This is a genomic window from uncultured Ferrimonas sp. (genome assembly GCF_947489035.1).
Taxonomy (GTDB): Bacteria; Pseudomonadota; Gammaproteobacteria; order Enterobacterales; family Shewanellaceae; genus Ferrimonas.
Map to the genome: position 1 here is coordinate 62,889 of NZ_CANLCI010000006.1, position 18,564 is coordinate 81,452.

Here is an 18,564-nt window from a genome sequence, read left to right on the forward strand (position 1 = left end):
CTTTTGTGGTGCGGGCTGACAGCACGACTTTGTACTATATTTCATCCATTTCACGCATAGCGCCTAGAATGAGTGGACGAATCATTGCCGGAATCCGTTTGTGGGTGTATTCCACACCACACTTCTTCATCCCTTCTGACACATAATTTTGCTGCTCGTCAGAGTACATGGCTAAATCCCCGTACAACGTATACATCAGCCAACAGAACATCAGCTCTTCTTTGCTTAATGGCCCAACATCATCTGGGGCTATTCGTGAAAGGGTACCTTGTGTTCCATCAGCAAACCTCGTTGAATATGCATCCATTGCGGTACCCATGACACTACCGTGAACCATCTGATATGTGATACTTCTCGCAACCAAATACAAAGCAACATGCTCTGGTAGCTCAACGTCGGCTCCAGAAACGACCTTAACAAGTAATGGGTAAAAGTAGCGCTCTATAGGCTCAAACTCCATTCGCAAGTGGCTTGGTGTAGCTGGTACGCAAATTGCGAACCGCAAGTTGCGTACTGAGGTTTTTCCACGATATTGTTCGGTACGCCTTACCCTAGGGGGTAAGCGTTGATGTGAGCATTAAGATATGAATCAGATTATTGAATCTCGTTTCCAGCGAGCGCTGGACCGTCTGCTTGTTGGGCAGTCTCAATTCGTGGTGACGACGGGTAGCAGGCTCACTATGGACATGGTAATCCGTGAAGCCGGAATGGGTAGCGTCATCCACAAAGCTGAGTTCGCTCGGTGTCGTGAACGCCTCCAATCCGAGATCGATGCGCACAACCTTAATGCCACCTGAGATGTTGCCTGTTACCCAACATTCGGTTTTGTCACCTGCTACTCAGGACTAATCTGAAGTTGACTGGCTTGAGCGTACGCTCAGAGATTCATCAGGCCCCATCAGTTGCGCTACACAAGTCACCATCAGTTGCGCTACGCCAGTTTCGAAAATCGGGCTGCGTAATGGGTTTCAGACTCGGTATGGTTCGGTACGGTAATGAACGTACCGAACCATACTTGGCCTTTCCAATACGGCATCTGGCAGCTCAATCAAGCCATTTAGTAAAAATGACCTTTCTACTAAAATCTTTAGTAAAACATAGTGAAGCACGGGGTAACAGCGTTTGGGGAATTCTTACCCAGCCCCAAACCTCACAACAGCGAGCCTTCTACTAGTGGGTCTGCGTCCTTCAGTGCCTTGTAAAGCGTAGAGCGGGCAACACCAAAATGTCCCGCAACGCTTGTTACAGTTACCGTCTCGTCGAGCAGCATATGTTGTGCTTGCCTGATTTGCGTCTTGGTAAGGGCTGGCTTGCGTCCGCCCACCCGACCTCGCGCACGTGCAGAAGCGAGTCCGCGTATAGTACGTTCTCGGTTCATCTTATTGTGGAACTGGGCCACTGCACCAAACATGTGAAAAGCCAGCTCCCCTGCTGGAGTTGTTGTATCGATGGCCTCAGACAGGGAAACAAACTGAACGCCGCACTCACGGAACTGCTCCATAAGCAGAATAAGGTCTTTGAGGGAGCGACCAAGACGATCTAGGGCTGTCACCACAACCACATCCCCATCCCTGATGGCATCCATCATTCTGTGGAGTTCTGGCCGTTCCTTGGCGCTATTACCAGAACGCTTCTCCTGATAAATGCGCTCGCATCCGGCAACCATTAGCTGATCAACCTGCGATGCAAGTTCTTGGTCGTCTGTGCTGACCCTGATGTATCCAATCTTCATTGTTATTTTTTCCATAAAACATTGCGAAACGCTACATAGATAAATAGACAAGTTTTCGGACACCTTTTCAACCTTCGAACGATGTTTTATTGCGATTTCTCAAGCGTGTGACAAACGGTCGTTTGATGGACGGCTTTTGGTCACAGTGAGACAAGCGTCCCTTGTGCAGAGTACATCGTGATGTACGCCCAACGGCTACTGTGTACAATACCCACAAAACAACAAGGTTTTAGCGATTATTTTGTCAGGAGAGACAACGTGCTTAATGCTAATGTAGATATTGACTCAAAGTCGATTGAAGATCTTTTTGACTGGTACAACAAAGAAATTCTAATTGTAAATCGACGCTATCAGAGAAAGTTGGTCTGGTCTCTTGAAGAGAAGCAGGCTCTGATTTCCTCGATTATTTCAAACTATCCAATCCCACTAATATTATTTGTCAGAATAAAGGACAAACGTGAGATCTTGGATGGTATGCAAAGACTTGAGGCCGTAATGAGCTTCATAAGCCAAAAATTCGAGATTGATGGGCAATATTTTGACTTGGACTCAACTGCATTAACTAAAGACCTTAAAGATAAAGGCCTAATTGAGCAAAAAACACCCATCTTGCCTCGTGATACATCAACAGCACTTGCCCGATACAAATTCGCCGTATCTGAATATTCCGCCGAAAATGCAGATATTGACGAAGTTTTTAGAAGAATTAACTCAAACGGCAAGACTTTGTCAAAGCAAGAGTTAAGGAGTGCGGGTAGTTTAAGTAATTTCTCTGAACTAGTTAGATCGATTGCTACAGTTATTCGTGGTGATACATCCCACAGTGATTTGCTAAAGCTCAACTCAATGAGCACTATCTCCATTGGTAATGACAACCTAAATTATGGAGTCTGCATAAATAATCACTTCTATGTGACAAGCGGAGTTCTGACCCGCTCATGCATCCGAGCTTCAGATGATGAGGAACTCATTGCCAATATTCTAGCCTATATATCGTTAACAGATAAACCAACTTCGGGCTCAACCTCCCTCGATTCTTTTTATGGACTTAAAGACACCGAGCATAGCAAAGAACAACAAGAAAGACTTGAAACATACATTCAGACCAATGGTTTTGATAGCATAAAGAGTAGTTTCATCTATGTTTACGAGACCATTAAAAACATATTTGAATCGAAAGAAACCACTTTCAAAAATCATATTTTAGGTGACAACAACACCTCTAATAAATCACCAAGATACTTTCAGGCAGTTTTTATTGCTATGTATGAATCAATGATAAGTGGAAAAAATGAGATTAAAGACATTGATGGTCTTTTCGAACAGTTAAGAAATGTCGGAATAACCACAATCAATGTTACCGATGGAGGTCGATGGGCAGCTAGCTCAAGAGAGAAAAGTGTTGAAGATCTAAAAGCTCTAATTGCTAGATATTTTCAACCTAGTCAGGAGCAAGTTGAAAATCATGCTTGGATAACTGAAATCGATAACATCCTCACCAGTTCAAAGACAGAACAACCAAATTATGACTTTAAGCAAGGCTTCATTGGGCTTGATGGTAATCATCGCTTTAGCGAAGCATGCTTAGATCAAGTAGTCGCTACATGCGTAGGCATCAACAATATCGGTAAAGATGCGAATGGCTTCTTACTTATAGGCGTCTCAGATACAGAAGCGTGCTCAAACCGAGTACAAGACTTATATGGGACAGACAACATTGAGAAAAACGGATTTTTCATCAATGGTATCGATCACGAAGCTGAACGTCTTTACGGTGACCTAGATACCTACTTCGGTGCAATAAAAGACAAAATTCAAGCAAAGAACTTTAACGAAGCATTGAAGCAACAAATACTAAAAGATATTAAGATGTGCCCGTACAGTGGACGCCACCTCATTAAGATAGAAGTCAAAAGTGTTGGTGAGGTTTGTAACTTTGATGGCAGCGCTTATCTCAGACAAGGGACGAGCACAGACAAAATAGATGACGTCCAGAGGATTATTGAACTAACCACAAACTACAACAATGGAATATAAGCGCCACTCTGCACAGTCTTAATTCTAGGTCTCTAAAGACTAATTCAACATGTCTATAGAGACCTAGTTAGTTTACTACAAATAAACGAGTAAAAACTTGAGTTTCAGCTTTTGTTGCCTCTCCTATCCGGTGTAGTCATAGGTTTATTAAGAACATCAACGACATCATCAAGCCTATCAACCCGTACTCCATTCAGGTAAGCATTATGCTGCCAGAGCACAAAACGCTGCTTGTATCGCTCATTTAGCTCATTGACCCTTTTAACTTCCGCCTCTAGTTCCACCACACGTTTATGAAGGTACTCTGCCGTTGAGTCGTTGAAAACAACAGCTGGCTCTTTCGGAGCCTCTCTCAGTGCTATTTTTCGCTGGCTATAAGCGTCCTGAATAGCTTGGTAGGAAGCAAGCGTTTGCCGCTCAACGTTATCAATATCAAGGACCTCTGCGACCTTGCCACATAAGGCTTTCCAAGTGAGCTTGCCATCCCATGTATCGATTAGCCTTACAACGGTTTTGACGGATTCTGGGGTAATTACAATCTTTGGCATCGTTACATCATCAGTTCGTAGAGATCATCGTCCATTTCAATGGACTCCTGTGAATGGACCTGCTTATCCATCCCTTTTTCCACCAAAACTTGCTTCATTGGTGACGGGTCATATTCGTCAGGAATGCGCACAGGGGTGCCATCTGGAACGTTCTCATCTTCCAGCATGCGGATTTTGGTGCGTAAGTGTGCCAATCGCCATCCATGGGCCGTTACCCAGCGGTCAGCGCCAAAGGTGCTCATCTTATGCTCGCTCATTGCTCGTTCAAGTTGCGCTGAAACTTCCTTTTCCCTGCGTTTAAGCAGCTCCAGAGAGTCGCTAAATCCCTTAATGCACACCAACTCCTTACAGGTTTCGCAGTCTCCATTGCGCTGACACGGCATCATGGCAAAATCATGCTCGCAGACCCCCAACTCTGTGACGATTGCGGTTCCCACTAAATCCTTTCCGATCTCTTCATAGGTCACAGGCAGTTTGAGTTTGATCTTGTCCAGAACCGATGCATCTTCCGGGATCATGACATCGGCTGTGGCTTCGGACTTTTCCTGTTCGCTTCGGTTGTCGTACTTTTTGTTGTCGGAGACCTTGGCTCTGCCTGCCCAGTTGGCCAAAGTAAGCTCATCCATTCCCCCACGCTCAGACATCGTACTCAGCCAATGGCGCGCCATGTGGGACGTCAGATGCCATTCTGCTCGCTCCTTAGAAGCTACCAAGTCATGCTTGAGCCACAGTGAGCGTGCCCAATCATCCTCTGTGTTTGCGCCGAAGCGATTGTTTAGCTCATTTACATTCAAGAGTTTGAATGAAAGTGGGTTGGGTGTGAACTTCGCATGAAACTCGTTATCACGATGAAGAAGCAAGCAGTCCGCGACCTTTACCTTGCGGTCTTTATCAGCAAACGGCCAATGCCGGAATGATTTCGTGCACTTTTTGAAGTAGTACTCTCCAAGTGCTGCATAGGTAAATGTCTGGCCATTATCCTCAAACAACTTGGTTAACCACTTCGTTGTATTGATCGTGCTAGCTGTATACTTCTTGTCGATCGCAGCGTTCAATTGCTCAATTGACAAAGCATCCTGTTCACCAAAGCCCTTGGGTGTAATGCATTTTTCATGACGGAAGAAAGTATTAGGGTTCTTCTCAGCAAACAGGGCAACCTCGCGAGCGGGCTTACTAATCGTCTGAAGACGCTTGACCGCCTCCCTAACCACAGGCTCCATAACACTTGGAACCCACTTAACTCCGGGCTTCCCGCCTTTTGCTGGTACCCACTGAATACCCAGCTGCATTACTCCCGCTTCGTCCGGTTCATGAACCAAACAGTTCGTAGACAATATGAAAGTCTCTGAGGCTCGGGACGGGGCAACCATCAGTAGCGACATTACTGCGGTGTAATACTCGGTCTCCAAACCCAGTGAGGGCGCACGATGAAACAGCTCAGCAACTGCCATCATGACCTTGTCATCAGGCAGTTTCTCAGCGTTATGCTCTTTCCCCTTCTCATCCAGCGCAATGGTTAAATCTTTCACTTTGGTATAGGGGTTAGTCCACTCTGGCAAGTTCGGGATTAGCAGCCTTTCACGACAGAACTTCAGAAGCAGTTCCATCTGATATCCGGCTTTGTTGCGACCTTCAGCGTTGTTCAGCCGACGTTGAAAGACTGAGTCGAGTGAAGAGAGAACGCTGCCATCAAGAAGCAGCACATCTGCCTTCCCTTTGACCCCCACCAATGTCTCCTCAAGAATCCTCAATGCCTCAAAATGCCGCTGCAAGTTACTGACCGGGTTGTGCGAGAAGATGTACCGGATATAGCCCTTGGCAAAATCCAAGTACGGTTGGTCAAACGGGGTAAACCGATGATTTGTAGATGGAAACCGGTTGCTGGCAAACCGGGCGTTCACTGTCCGGTCTCCCTTTGTCGTTCTCCAGTTATTATCGGGCCAAACCTGTGTACCAAACGCTGTCAGTTCGCTTCTACAGCGCTCAATGAACTCACTCAGATTCTTTTGAGCGGTCAGCTGCGCCTTAGGCGTAAAATGGAAGATCTCAGCCATTCTGGGTCTCCTCTTGGCTTGCCTTCATCTCCTTGCACTTGGCGACGACCCACTCCACGGCCAGAATCAGTCGGTCTTTGGTGCTGGCAAACTCCTTGCTCCTACTGTTACGAAGGCGTTCTTCCTTTTCTCGATACAGGTTCTCCAAGAACTTCTCATGAGGCCCGTCAAGTAACGGTCGGAACTTTTCACACAGATAGCACGCTTCATAGCCTTTGACGCAAAAGTCATTGGTGCCGCAGGCTCCCACGGTCTCATTCTCAGTATTCGGGATCTTCGCGGTGAGATCATCCCCACGCTCTCCGTCGTCCAAATTCTCAATGATCCGCCCCATGAAGGCGTTCGCGAACGGAGCCAACGCCTTACCAACAACCTTGTCGATATACTGCACCGTATTGGCGGTGTTCTCGGTGTATACCTTCACATTCTGCGTATCGGAATGATCCAACGCCTCTGCAATGATTGCCGCCCCATAGCCTTTACGACCCAAGTTTGTCCCTCGGGTACGTCGAAAACGCCGAGCGGTGATCACTATAATGTCACCTGTACGCTCAGACACGGCCCGCTGCCTACGATTGAATGTCATGACATATTGCTCACGAAGGGAAACCGAACTCATATGCAGAATGTCAGAGTCCAGCAGGTCGCCAAGAGCACCTTGGCCAATCATTTGACTGGCCATGTTTCTGTCCAAGTACATGGGGACAAGCTGCTTTTGCTCTTCGTTGAGCTTCTGGTTGTAGAGCTCTTCCAAAACAGCAACCTGCTGCTCAACAAGGTTTAGGTGCGTGACATAGAGTTCTTCGGTAATAGAGAGAGTCTTAAACTCGCTGCGAAACCCACCACCATTGCGCACTTTCGCCCGTGGAATATTGAGCTTGTAGGTCGTCGCCCCGTTCTTACGTGTGACCATGAGATCCATCGCTTTGAGCTGACGAAGGTTCACGGAACGGCGAGCGGTGGCCTGTAATAGATTGATGTAGGCGTAACAGGTCACATCAATCTCATCCTCACGCCAAAGGCGGATTAGCTCTTGGTTGATGGCAAGCACTTCATTCTGAGTAAATGCGCCGGTATACGGGCAACGGTTAGCGACAGCAACGCCTTTACTGTTGCCTTTCAGGCGAAGGCCTTCAAGATAACTAACGACCTCTTTGCCCACTCCGTGATAGCCATTATCGTACCAGTCGACCAAAAAGCCTCTTAGTGCCCCCAAGTGCCATTCTCGCTCATCGCCAAGTAGAACCCTCCAGTTCATCAAGGAATCAACTGTGATGCGTTTAGAGCCTGTATCTCGGATGAAGCGCTGGAGACGCAGATACATATTACTTGTGTGATCTGCTGATAACTCCTGTGCGCAGCGCGCCAACTGAGAGCGAAATCCCTCTAGTACCTTCGGATCGATACCCAAAACTTCGGATTGAAAAGCGATTGTTCGGTCTTTGTTCAGAACCCATCGGTCAGCTTCACGCTCAAAGCTATACCCGTCTTTAGAAACGAGTTGCTGTCTTTGCTTACGTGCTAACCCACGCTCGATAGTCGCAACTGCTGTCATTCCTGTCCCCCCTGCGGCTGGCGTCTCGCCTGTTCTAATTCTTCTTGCTCACGCAGAGAGAGCTCCTCTGCCTGTTCGACAATATGCCGCATATTGTATGGGTCCCCCGAACGCACGTTACTGTGCCCCATCTGGTGCATACGGCTCTGGGCCGCACTTTCTGGCGTAATTGGCGGCTTGGTTTCCTTTCCTTGGTTCTTGGCCTGCTCACGCTGCGCATTGATGGTATCCACTTTGTTGGAAAAGCGCGTATTCCAATCATGCCTGAACAAATGGGGATGAATGATCTTGAAGCGCTCATCGACCTTCTTCATCGCTTGAACGATATCGTTGTCGAAGGTACTTGTGCTGACTGGTTGTCCTTGAGTGCTCCCTTTTTGGTGCACGACAAACAGGTAGGGATGCTTCTTGGCGTTTGGCGTTTTAGCACGCTCAATCAAGATATAACTATCAATCAAACGAGCCGTTTCAGGCTGAATGACCAGCCGCCGCTCCAGTGTTTTAGTGACCGGTTGAACTGTGCGGCTATCATAGGGATCATCATGCTTTCGCATCACCTTGATTGCAGGCCTTCCCGACCCGCTCAGCTCCATGTAAGTGATATCAAGGGACAATAGTTCACCACGACGCATACCCGTTTCCTTCAAGATGCGAAACATCAGATAGTTACGCTTCTGCACCGCAGGGTTCTTGAAAGGATTCTTGGCATGTTCAGGGTGAGCCACCTCCAAAAACTCATTAATCAGTCCGTCCTCAACCTTGAGGGCACTGGCCAATGGGGAGGATTTTCTGCGTTTTGGCCGCCCCTTCTTCAGCCTCTTTTGCATGTTGTCGATGGCGCAAGTTGTGTCAATGCAGTTGCGATGCTGATTCGCCACTTTGGCTACAAAATGCAGATAGTCAGCCACTGCCGTCATCTGGTTGTAGTGATGGTTCGAGCTAACAGATGCTGCCGCCATCTGCATCTTGGGTTGGTCATCGATACTGAAGACCTTTTTCGTCATCAGCGCTTTGCCATCTTGCTGTTTCTTGTGTTCACGCACATCCAGTTTCATGTGCTCACGGATACTTTCCAGATCGCCATCTTTGAGGAACTGGCCTTGCTGAAACTCGGCATGAAGGTTTCTGCCATTTTGCCATTCCCACTCGAAGAACCAGCGCAGTGCCTTGAGACGATTCTTGATGGTGTTGACTGCGAGATGTGGGCGCAGCTCTGAAGTGACATGCAGCGTGGCATGGAAGTGTGGCATTCCCTCTTCATCAATCAGGATGGGATAACGCTCCCCTCCCTCAAAGACCAACATATCCAATCTGTACTTCATCTCATTCTTTCTTCTTGTTTTCATGACACTTTTGCTTTTCCATAAGCCTACAAGCTTAACTTACAGAAAGTCAAGAAAAGTGACGAAAACAAAAAACCCAGCACTAATGCTGGGTTTAGAGTGATTTTGACATCTAGATTGACAGTTTCTAGATATCCAGAATCTAGAACGGGATGTCGTCATCCCAACCTTCATCCATCTCTGGCGTGAAGCTTTTCGCTGGCTGCTGAGCCGGAGCCTGTTGTTGGGCTGACGCAGGGCGCGACTGCTGCTGTACCGGCGCTTGCTGTTGCGCTGGCGCAGGAGCTTGCTGCTGGAAGCCGCCTTGTTGCTGCTGTGGCTGCTGGCCTTGGAAGCCACCGCCCTGCTGCTGACCTTGGAAGCCGCCGCCTTGCTGCTGGCCTTGGAAGCCACCGCCTTGCTGCTGGCCTTGGAAACCGCCGCCTTGTTGTTGGCCTTGGAAACCACCGCCTTGCTGACCCTGACCACCTTGGCCACGACCATCCAGCATCTCCATGGTGCCGCGCATATCAACAATCACTTCAGTGGTGTAACGGTCGTTGCCGTTTTGATCTTGCCACTTACGGGTTTGCAGTTTGCCTTCCAAGTAAACCTTGGAACCCTTCTTCAGATATTGACCAGCTACTTCCGCCAAGCCGCCAAACATCGATACGTTGTGCCACTCGGTGCGCTCTTGGCGCTGGCCCTGCTGGTCTTTCCAAGACTCAGAGGTGGCTACGGTTAGGTTTGCTACCGCTTTGCCATTAGGCATGTAACGTACTTCAGGATCTTTGCCTAGGTTACCTACCAAGATAACTTTATTGATGCCGCCGGCCATCATTCTCTCCACGGGTCTATTTTGATCCGCTCAATTTACCACATGCTTTGGCATTACACACTCATTGGCGGGTGCTCAATTTAAACTGTTGCTTGGCTTTGGCTTCATCTTGCCAGCGGGCAATTATCTGGCTGGATGGGCAACGCAATTGATCGCTGCGCATGATCTGTGGGCTGCCATTAAATACGCTGGGATTGGCATCGTACAGCGCCCAGATCATGCCATAGCGCCCCACCGCAAACGCCGGTGCCAAACGCTCTGCCGCACGCCACAAACTTTCGCCGCGGTGCAAGCTGCATTGGATCCCCGTTGGCGTTTGCAGCGCGGGCGAAGGTTGCTTCACCGCCTTGAGCTTAGGCGCGGGCGTCACCGTGGCCAGAGCGGGCTCAGCCCCCTCGCCAAGCTGGGCGTGTTGCTCTGGTCGCGTGCTTGGCGCGGGGTGGTTTAACTTGCTGGTGGCCACCGCCACCACCGCGTTGTGATCTTGCGGGTTGGCGTTGCCCACCGACACCAACTGAAAGCGCCCCAAGGCATCATCAGTTACGTGCAACCACGTGCTGGCCAACAGCTGAGCGTTACTGGACAGCGGCGTGCTGCTGGTGATCTGCAATTGAAAATCGTTGACTTCTCGGTAGCGCAGCGGGATCCGTTGGCCGTTTTGCTCTAGGTAAAAGCGCAGCTGCTGCTTGCTGCTGGGATCGGCAACGATATTGATGAACAACTGCGTTGGCTGGTTTTTTATCACTTCCACCCGATTCACGCTTAAGTGATCCACCAGTGCATTTGCACCGCAGCTAAACAGCAACAACCAAAACCCAAACCACCGCATATTGCCTCTCCCTAAATAACAACGCCCAGCACGATGCTGGGCGTTGTAGGCTGTATCGCTACTATCAATTTAGCGCAGCTTTTAATGCTGGTAAAACGGATAGTTAACCGTTAATTGCAGAACGTGCACTGGCCACATCAAAGTCGTCGGCCACCTTCAGGAACGCCGCTTGTTGTTGTGGGATTAGGATCACCTCAACCACCCCTGGCAACGCCGATAAACGCGCCGCCAACGCCGAAGCCTGCTCCGGCTCGCACTTGGCTTCAAGGGTAAGGCTTTTCACCTCTTGTGGGTTTTCCATGTTCCACATCAGCAGCAGCCAGATCACAATCACCCCAGCGCACAGCAAGAACACGCCCATGGCGCCGAGCGTTTGGAACAGCACCCCACCCAAAATGCCGCCAGCAAAGGCGCCACCAAATTGCGCGGTAGAGTAAATGCCCATGGCCGAACCTTTATCGCCCGGAGGGCTAAGGCGCGAGATCAAGCTTGGCAGTGCCGCTTCAAGGTAGTTCAGGCCGGTGAAGAACATCACCGTGCCGATCCCCAGCGCCCACACCGATTGATAGCCACAGGCCATCACCACCGTTGCCGCCAGCTGCAAAGCGATGGCAAACAGCATCGGCCCACGGCTGGTTTTCTTCTTCACCCCGTAGATGATGATGGGCACCATCAGCACAAAGGCCGACAGCATCGCTGGCAGGTACATCTGCCAGTGCAACTCTTTGCTTAATCCCGCATCCAGCAACGCCAGCGGCAGCGCCACAAACAGCGCGGTGATCAGCATATGCAACACCATAATGCTTAAATCCAACCGCAGCAGCTGCTTGTTTTTCAGCATCAGCAGCAGTCGCTTGGGGGTAGCCACCAGATCACCAGAAGGGGCGCGTTGCACCGCGCTGGGCACCAGCAGGTGCACCAAGGCTAAGGCCGCTAACGCCAGCACCGCAGTTAAAGCAAACAGGCCGTTAACCCCAAGGCTTTCCGCCAATAACGGCCCCGCCGCCAAGGCAACGGTAAAGGCCAAACCGATAAAGGAACCGATCACCGCCATCACTTTGGGCCGTTGCTCGTCGCGGGTCAGATCCGACGCCAACGCCAGCACCGCAGAGGCCACCGCGCCCGCGCCTTGCAGCGCCCGACCCACCGCCACCATGTAGATGGAATCGGCCATCGCCGCCACCACCGAACCAAAGGCAAACATCAGCAAGCCAAGGGTGATCACCGGTTTGCGGCCCCATTTGTCTGAGGCGATCCCCGCCGGGATCTGCAGCAGTGCTTGGGTAAGGCCGTAAGCGCCAATGGCGATGCCCACCCACAGTGGCGAGAAGCCCGTTAAATCTTGGCCATAGGTGGCCAGCACCGGCATGATCAAAAACAGGCCAAACATACGCAGTCCGTATACTCCCGCAAGGGAGAACGCGGCTTTTTTCTCAATCGGATTTAGACCCTGACTCACCCAACACTCCTAACTGGTGGCATTCGTATAAACGAGCGGCAGTGTAGCAAAACCGCTTTAACAACTGCGCCAAAAATTAACGGCTTATACCTTACTTACTTGGTCAGGTATTGGTTGCGATCCAGATCAGAATTCTGAGAGTGGCGGCGATCCAAACCCACGCCAGCCCCCGTCAGCGCCGCCATTATTTGGCACCAACGCTTTAATGGGCTTGCGCTAAACAGTTGTGCGATACTGGTAAAACTTTGATCTGGATAACATGGCTCGATGGACAACATAGAAGTTCGCGGTGCACGCACCCACAACCTAAAAAACGTTAACCTCACCATTCCACGCGACAAGATGATTGTGATCACCGGCCTTTCCGGCTCCGGTAAGTCGTCGCTGGCGTTCGATACCCTCTATGCCGAGGGGCAACGTCGCTACGTGGAATCGCTGTCGGCTTACGCCCGCCAATTTTTATCGTTGATGGAAAAGCCCGATGTAGACCACATCGAAGGGTTATCACCGGCGATCTCCATCGAGCAAAAGTCCACCAGCCACAACCCCCGCTCCACCGTGGGCACCATCACCGAGATCTACGATTACCTGCGCTTGCTGTACGCCCGCGTGGGTGAGCCACGCTGCCCAACCCACGCCGAGCCGTTAGCGGCGCAAACCGTCAGCCAGATGGTGGATAAAGTGTTAAGCCTGCCCGCGGGTAGCAAACAGATGCTGCTGGCACCGGTAATTAATGACCGCAAAGGCGAGCACCAAAAGCTGCTGGAAAACTTGGCGGCGCAGGGCTACATTCGCGCCCGCATCGACGGCGAGGTGTGTGATTTATCGGATCCACCCACCCTCGAGCTGCACGTAAAGCACACCATCGAAGTGGTGGTGGATCGCTTTAAGGTGCGCGACGACTTAAGCCAACGCTTGGCGGAATCCTTCGACACCGCGCTGGAGCTGTCCGGCGGCGTTGCCACCGTGGCCAGCATGGACGACGACGGCAGCGAACCGCTGTTGTTCTCTGCCAACTTTGCCTGCCCTAAGTGTGGCTACTCGATGACCGAGCTGGAGCCACGGATCTTCTCCTTCAACAACCCCGCTGGCGCCTGTAACACCTGTGACGGTCTGGGGGTGCAGCAGTTCTTCGACGAAGAGCGGGTGGTCACCAACTCTGATTTGTCCTTGGCCGGTGGCTGCATTCGCGGCTGGGATCGACGCAACTTCTACTACTACCAGATGCTGCTGAGCTTGGCCGATCACTTCGATTTCGATCTGGAAACCCCATGGCACGCGCTGCCGAAGAAGATCAAAAAACTGGTGCTGGATGGCTCTGGCCGCGAAAGCATCAGCTTTAAGTACAACAACGATCGCGGCGATACCGTGGTGCGCAAACACCCGTTCGAAGGCATTCTCAACAACCTTAACCGCCGCTACAAAGAGACCGAATCCAACACCGTGCGCGAAGAACTGGCCAAGTACATCTCGACCAGTTCCTGCCGCAGTTGTGGCGGTTCGCGCCTGCGGGAAGAAGCCCGCAACGTGTTTGTCGGCGAAACGCCGTTGCCGCAACTGACCGAATGGTCGATTGGTGCCGCGTCTGAATGGTTTGACGCGCTGCAGTTTGATGGCCAACGCGCACAAATTGCCTCCAAGATCCTTAAAGAGATCCAAGACCGACTGGGCTTCTTGGTGAACGTGGGGCTGAACTACCTCAGCCTGTCGCGCTCGGCCGACACCCTCTCAGGGGGCGAAGCCCAGCGCATTCGCCTTGCCAGCCAAATTGGCGCGGGCTTGGTGGGGGTCATGTACGTGCTGGATGAACCGTCCATCGGCTTGCACCAGCGCGACAACGAACGGCTGCTGGGCACCTTGGAGCACCTGCGCGACTTGGGCAACACCGTGCTGGTGGTCGAGCACGACGAAGACGCCATTCGCGCCGCCGATCACATCATCGACATCGGCCCCGGCGCTGGGGTGCACGGCGGTGAAGTGGTGGCCGAAGGCAGCCTCGACGACATCCTCAACAATGAACACTCCCTAACCGGCGATTACCTCTCTGGCCGCAAGCAAATTGCCGTACCAGCGCAGCGCACCGCCAACGATCCCGAACAGCAAATTAAGCTGTTTGGTGCCAGCGGCAACAACCTTAAAAACGTTGATCTCAGCATTCCTGTGGGGCTGATGACCTGCGTCACCGGCGTGTCGGGCTCCGGCAAATCCACCCTGATCAACGACACCTTCTACAAGATCGCCCACATCGAACTGAACGGCGCCACCGTGACCGAGCCCGCGCCGTACAGCAAAATTGAAGGCATGGATCTGTGCGACAAGGTGGTGGATATCGACCAAAGCCCAATTGGCCGTACTCCGCGCTCTAACCCCGCCACCTACACCGGCATCTTCACCCCCATTCGCGAACTGTTTGCCGCCACCCACGAATCCCGCTCGCGCGGTTACAAGCCGGGGCGGTTCTCGTTCAACGTTAAGGGCGGTCGCTGTGAAGCCTGCCAAGGCGATGGCGTAATTAAAGTAGAGATGCACTTTCTGCCAGACGTGTACGTGCCGTGCGACCAATGTAAGGGCAAGCGTTACAACCGCGAAACCCTAGAGGTGTTGTACAAAGGCAAGTCGATCCACCAAGTACTAGAGATGACGGTAGAGGAAGCCAGCGAGTTCTTTCAACCGGTGCCCGCCATCGCCCGCAAGCTGAATACCTTGATGGACGTGGGCCTGTCTTACATCAGCTTGGGGCAAGCGGCCACAACCCTGTCTGGCGGGGAAGCGCAGCGGGTAAAACTGGCCAAAGAGCTGTCGAAGCGCGACACCGGCAAAACCCTGTACATCTTGGACGAACCCACCACCGGCTTGCACTTTAAAGACATTCAGATGCTGCTGGACGTACTGTACCGCTTGCGGGATCACGGCAACACCGTGGTGGTGATTGAACACAACCTTGATGTGATCAAAACCGCCGATTGGATTGTTGATCTGGGCCCAGAAGGCGGCGCAGGCGGCGGCCAGATCTTAGTAGCAGGCACCCCAGAACAGGTGGCAGAGCACAAAGAATCCCACACCGCCCGCTTCTTGAAGCCGCTGTTGAGCTAAACCACCGTTGAGCTAAACCGCTGCCGAGCTTCGCCACCGTGGGCGCAAGGTAAGATAACAACGAAGCAAAACGGCGCCGATGGGCGCCGTTTTTTGATCCTCGCACAGCCTCAAGTCAGCATCGGCCACAGCGACAACACCAGTAACAGCGCCATCGACACATTAAACAGCCGCAGCCGCTTGGGGCTGCCCAACCAGCGTTGCAGCTGCTGCCCCAAAACCGCCCACAGGCTTACCGACGGCAGATTAACCAAGCCAAACACCAGCGCCACCAACAACACCGCCCCAACGCTGCGCTCTGGCGCATAAACGCTGATGGCGGTTAGCGCCATCGTCCACGCCTTGGGGTTAACCCACTGAAACAGCACCGCTTGGATAAAGGTCATCGGTTTGCTGCCACCGCGGCTGGCCTCTGGCGCCCCAGTAGCACTGCCGATGCAATAAGCCAAATACAGCAGATACAACACCGCCACCGTTTGCAGCAGGGTGTAACTCCACGGGAAGAGATCGAACAGTTGAATGATCCCCAACCCCACCAAGGCCACCATCAACGAAAACCCCAGCGTCACCCCCAGCATGTGCGGCAAGGTACGCAGCAGGCCATAGTTCGCGCCCGACGCCAGCAACATCATGTTGTTTGGCCCCGGCGTAATCGACGACACCAGCGCAAACAGGCTTAAGGCGGTTAACAGTTCGATGCTCATGGCGACCCCAACAACACTCTCTGATGAATGAAACATCAGTTTACGGCGATTGCGACGACAGATAATTGCCTTTATTGTTCAATAAAGCCCCATAAGCGCAATAATCAATGAAGAACGACCGCTATACCGATCAAATCTTGCAGATCCTAAAAATCGACGGCCGCATCAGCAATGCCGAACTGGCGGATCGGGTGGGCTTATCCCCCTCCGCCTGCTTACGCCGAGTGCAAGAGTTAGAACGAGTTGGGGTGATTAAAGGCTATCGCGCCATCTTGGATGCCCAGCAACTCGGCCACGGCTTTACCGCCTACGTGGCCGTGGGGCTATCCGAGCACACCAAAGAAGCGCAAAAAGGCTTCGAGCTGGCGATCACCCAATCCAGCGAAGTGCTGGAATGCCACAACGTCACCGGCCCCTACGAATACCTGCTGCGAGTCGAAACCGCCGATCTTCGCAGCTACAAAGCGTTCCACACCGACGTATTAGGGATGCTGCCGCAAGTGGCCACCATCAGCACCCATGTATTGATGGAATCGTCGAAAGATGAACGGGGGTAAATGTGGCTGAATGGTATTTTTTAATTGGATCTGAAATCGCCAACATTATTGGTTTGAAGCACAGTTTTGACACTTGGCACTTTGTTTACAGGCTAAGGGATCCTATGCCGCACGGCTTTGTCTTCTAATTTGTTTCATGTCCGCGTAAAATATTGAAAAGGTTGAGTTTTGATATTGGCAGGCGCTTACAGCTCTGGGCAAAAGATACCAGCACAGAATGTAAACAAAGTGCCAGTTGGCATCATAACAAGCTGTTATATTTACAGGGAGTTTAAGCTTTGAATTGGGAAGATGTGTTTAAAATTATAACCGCTGTAATTACTTCTGTTGGTGCAGCAGGTGTTATCATCTTTGGTTTATCTAATTGGTTAGGTAAAGTTTGGGCTAGCAGGATTTTGGAGAGGGAGAAAAACGTTCTAAATAAGGAACTTGAAGCGACCAAAAGAGAACTTGATGTATACAAAGAAACCTACATGCGTAGTCATAATGATAAAATCGTTATTTATCGCGCAGTTGTAGATGTAGTATCTAAAATTTTATCTACCTTTGATTCTTTACAATCTGGCAGAACGCCTATTGAGCAAGCAGCTCAAGCTTTTGATTCATTTAATGAGCAACGAATGCAAACCTATGGTTATTTAGCTATGTTAGCTCCGCAATCAGCTATGGATGCTCATGATAATTTTATAGATCATTTAATTAAAATATCAGGCAACGAAGTCAGCTATGAATGGGCTGAAGTAAGGGGACTAGCAATCAAGTTTATTAATGAAGTTCGAATTGACATTGGTATTGATAAAACACCTATTTCATACAACGGTGATATGTAAATATAACAAGCCATTATAGTAACGGGACTGCTAACAGCTTGCTCGGTTCCGCTTCGCTACACAATTTTAGCAAGCAATTATCAGCCCCTGAATAGGGCGTTAAGCAATAGGGAGATTTATGATCGATATTGCAAAGAATATTGGGATTGTTTGCGGTGGTTTACTCGCATTTATTTCTACGGTCTATGCGCTTAGAAAATTTATTAGAGCCCTTCGCCCGATTATAATATCCCCATCAGTGAATGTGAGTTTCACAGACCAAAAATCCGATTCAATTAAGGCGCTGGTTGTAAACCGTTCTGAGGAAACTGTATATATTACACAGTGCGATGCGAAGGAGTGTAAGCCACTACTCAGAGCCTTGTTTACTCATTTGAAAAACCCTTTTATTAAGCCATCTCTTTACCCATGTGTTTGGTGGGGGGCAAAGGTATATGGTTTGTTGGGTACGCGACAATACAAGCTGGAAGCTGGTGAAACTGTCGAGCTAGAGCATAGATTGGACTTTTCGCACCCTATAGCTGGTTTTTGCGAGCATGAGTTCAAGATAGTGTTAGAGCTCTCAAGTGGAAAAAAAGTAGTCAGCAACCGAGTTGGTATTCCTGCAAGGTGGCATATTAGCTACTAATTAGCGATGCTTAACAGGCCCATGAACCATCAGCCCACTGCGTGGGCTTGGACCTATAACAAATTAACTACCAAATTAACTAGACACCCACCTTGCTGGCATGCGTTTTCTGGTTTGATTAACTACCAAATTAACTAGACACCCACCTTACTGGCATGCGTTTTCTTACCAAATTAACTAGACACCCACCTTACTGGCATGCGTTTTCTGGTTTGATCACCAACACCAAAAGAGAGTACCAGTAGATACTCTCTCGGTTTGCTCTTACCTCTCTGACTGACGCTTAAATAGACACCCATCTTAACTGGCATTGGTATCAGTGCGTCTGCCCGATGGGTTTGATCAACAACGCCCCTCATCATTACAATGGCGGTTGAA

15 protein-coding genes are annotated in these 18,564 nt (G+C 50.5%); 5 read left to right on the top strand and 10 right to left on the bottom strand.

Annotation, left to right across the window (positions count from 1 at the left end):
• Positions 1-34: 34 nt before the first annotated feature.
• Entirely contained in the window at positions 35-460 is a 426-nt protein-coding gene (locus tag Q0796_RS05630) for a hypothetical protein (protein ID WP_298440994.1), read from the bottom strand.
• A gap of 690 nt (positions 461-1,150) precedes the next feature.
• A complete protein-coding gene (locus Q0796_RS05635) occupies positions 1,151-1,795 on the bottom strand; it encodes a recombinase family protein (protein WP_363322304.1) in 645 nt (214 codons plus the stop codon).
• 195 nt (positions 1,796-1,990) lie between these two features.
• On the opposite strand from Q0796_RS05635, the gene Q0796_RS05640 reads away from it, so the two are divergent.
• Positions 1,991-3,769, top strand: coding sequence for a DUF262 domain-containing protein (locus tag Q0796_RS05640; protein ID WP_298440996.1), 1,779 nt, complete (start codon positions 1,991-1,993; stop codon positions 3,767-3,769).
• Between the two features lie 104 nt (positions 3,770-3,873).
• On the opposite strand, the gene Q0796_RS05645 is transcribed toward Q0796_RS05640, so the two are convergent.
• From Q0796_RS05645 to Q0796_RS05675, 7 genes are all read right to left on the bottom strand, one after another.
• On the bottom strand, positions 3,874-4,317 hold the full coding sequence (locus Q0796_RS05645) for a hypothetical protein (RefSeq protein WP_298440998.1): 444 nt from the start codon (positions 4,315-4,317) through the stop codon (positions 3,874-3,876).
• Positions 4,318-4,319: 2 nt separating this feature from the next.
• Entirely contained in the window at positions 4,320-6,371 is a 2,052-nt protein-coding gene (locus tag Q0796_RS05650; protein WP_298441000.1) for an integrase, read from the bottom strand.
• Positions 6,364-7,926: a site-specific integrase gene (locus tag Q0796_RS05655; RefSeq protein ID WP_298441001.1), complete on the bottom strand. Its 1,563-nt coding sequence runs from the start codon at positions 7,924-7,926 to the stop codon at positions 6,364-6,366. The genes Q0796_RS05650 and Q0796_RS05655 overlap by 8 nt, the downstream gene beginning before the upstream one ends.
• The gene (locus Q0796_RS05660; protein ID WP_298441003.1) at positions 7,923-9,272 is read right to left on the bottom strand and encodes a site-specific integrase; all 1,350 of its coding nucleotides are present in this window, start codon (positions 9,270-9,272) and stop codon (positions 7,923-7,925) included. The genes Q0796_RS05655 and Q0796_RS05660 overlap by 4 nt, the downstream gene beginning before the upstream one ends.
• Before the next feature lie 139 nt (positions 9,273-9,411).
• Complete coding sequence (gene ssb, locus Q0796_RS05665; RefSeq protein ID WP_298441147.1) at positions 9,412-10,089, bottom strand: single-stranded DNA-binding protein; 678 nt, start codon at positions 10,087-10,089, stop codon at positions 9,412-9,414.
• 58 nt (positions 10,090-10,147) lie between these two features.
• Entirely contained in the window at positions 10,148-10,915 is a 768-nt protein-coding gene (locus Q0796_RS05670) for a hypothetical protein (RefSeq protein ID WP_298441004.1), read from the bottom strand.
• 103 nt (positions 10,916-11,018) lie between these two features.
• Positions 11,019-12,374: an MFS transporter gene (locus Q0796_RS05675; RefSeq protein WP_298441006.1), complete on the bottom strand. Its 1,356-nt coding sequence runs from the start codon at positions 12,372-12,374 to the stop codon at positions 11,019-11,021.
• Positions 12,375-12,641: 267 nt separating this feature from the next.
• Here Q0796_RS05675 and uvrA point away from each other — a divergent pair, with 267 nt between their 5' ends.
• Positions 12,642-15,467, top strand: a complete 2,826-nt coding sequence (uvrA, locus tag Q0796_RS05680) for an excinuclease ABC subunit UvrA (RefSeq protein WP_298441008.1) — start codon at positions 12,642-12,644, stop codon at positions 15,465-15,467.
• A gap of 110 nt (positions 15,468-15,577) precedes the next feature.
• Here the strand turns inward: uvrA and Q0796_RS05685 are convergent, their stop codons facing one another.
• Positions 15,578-16,171 (bottom strand): LysE family translocator, encoded by a 594-nt coding sequence (locus Q0796_RS05685; protein ID WP_298441010.1) that lies wholly within the window; start codon positions 16,169-16,171, stop codon positions 15,578-15,580.
• 107 nt (positions 16,172-16,278) lie between these two features.
• On the opposite strand from Q0796_RS05685, the gene Q0796_RS05690 reads away from it, so the two are divergent.
• From Q0796_RS05690 to Q0796_RS05700, 3 genes are all read left to right on the top strand, one after another.
• Positions 16,279-16,728 carry an Lrp/AsnC family transcriptional regulator gene (locus Q0796_RS05690; protein WP_298441011.1) on the top strand — a complete coding sequence of 150 codons (450 nt, stop codon included), beginning with the start codon at positions 16,279-16,281 and terminating at the stop codon, positions 16,726-16,728.
• 278 nt (positions 16,729-17,006) lie between these two features.
• Positions 17,007-17,558 carry a hypothetical protein gene (locus Q0796_RS05695; RefSeq protein ID WP_298441012.1) on the top strand — a complete coding sequence of 184 codons (552 nt, stop codon included), beginning with the start codon at positions 17,007-17,009 and terminating at the stop codon, positions 17,556-17,558.
• Between the two features lie 118 nt (positions 17,559-17,676).
• Positions 17,677-18,186, top strand: coding sequence for a hypothetical protein (locus Q0796_RS05700; RefSeq protein WP_298441013.1), 510 nt, complete (start codon positions 17,677-17,679; stop codon positions 18,184-18,186).
• Positions 18,187-18,564 lie beyond the last annotated feature (378 nt).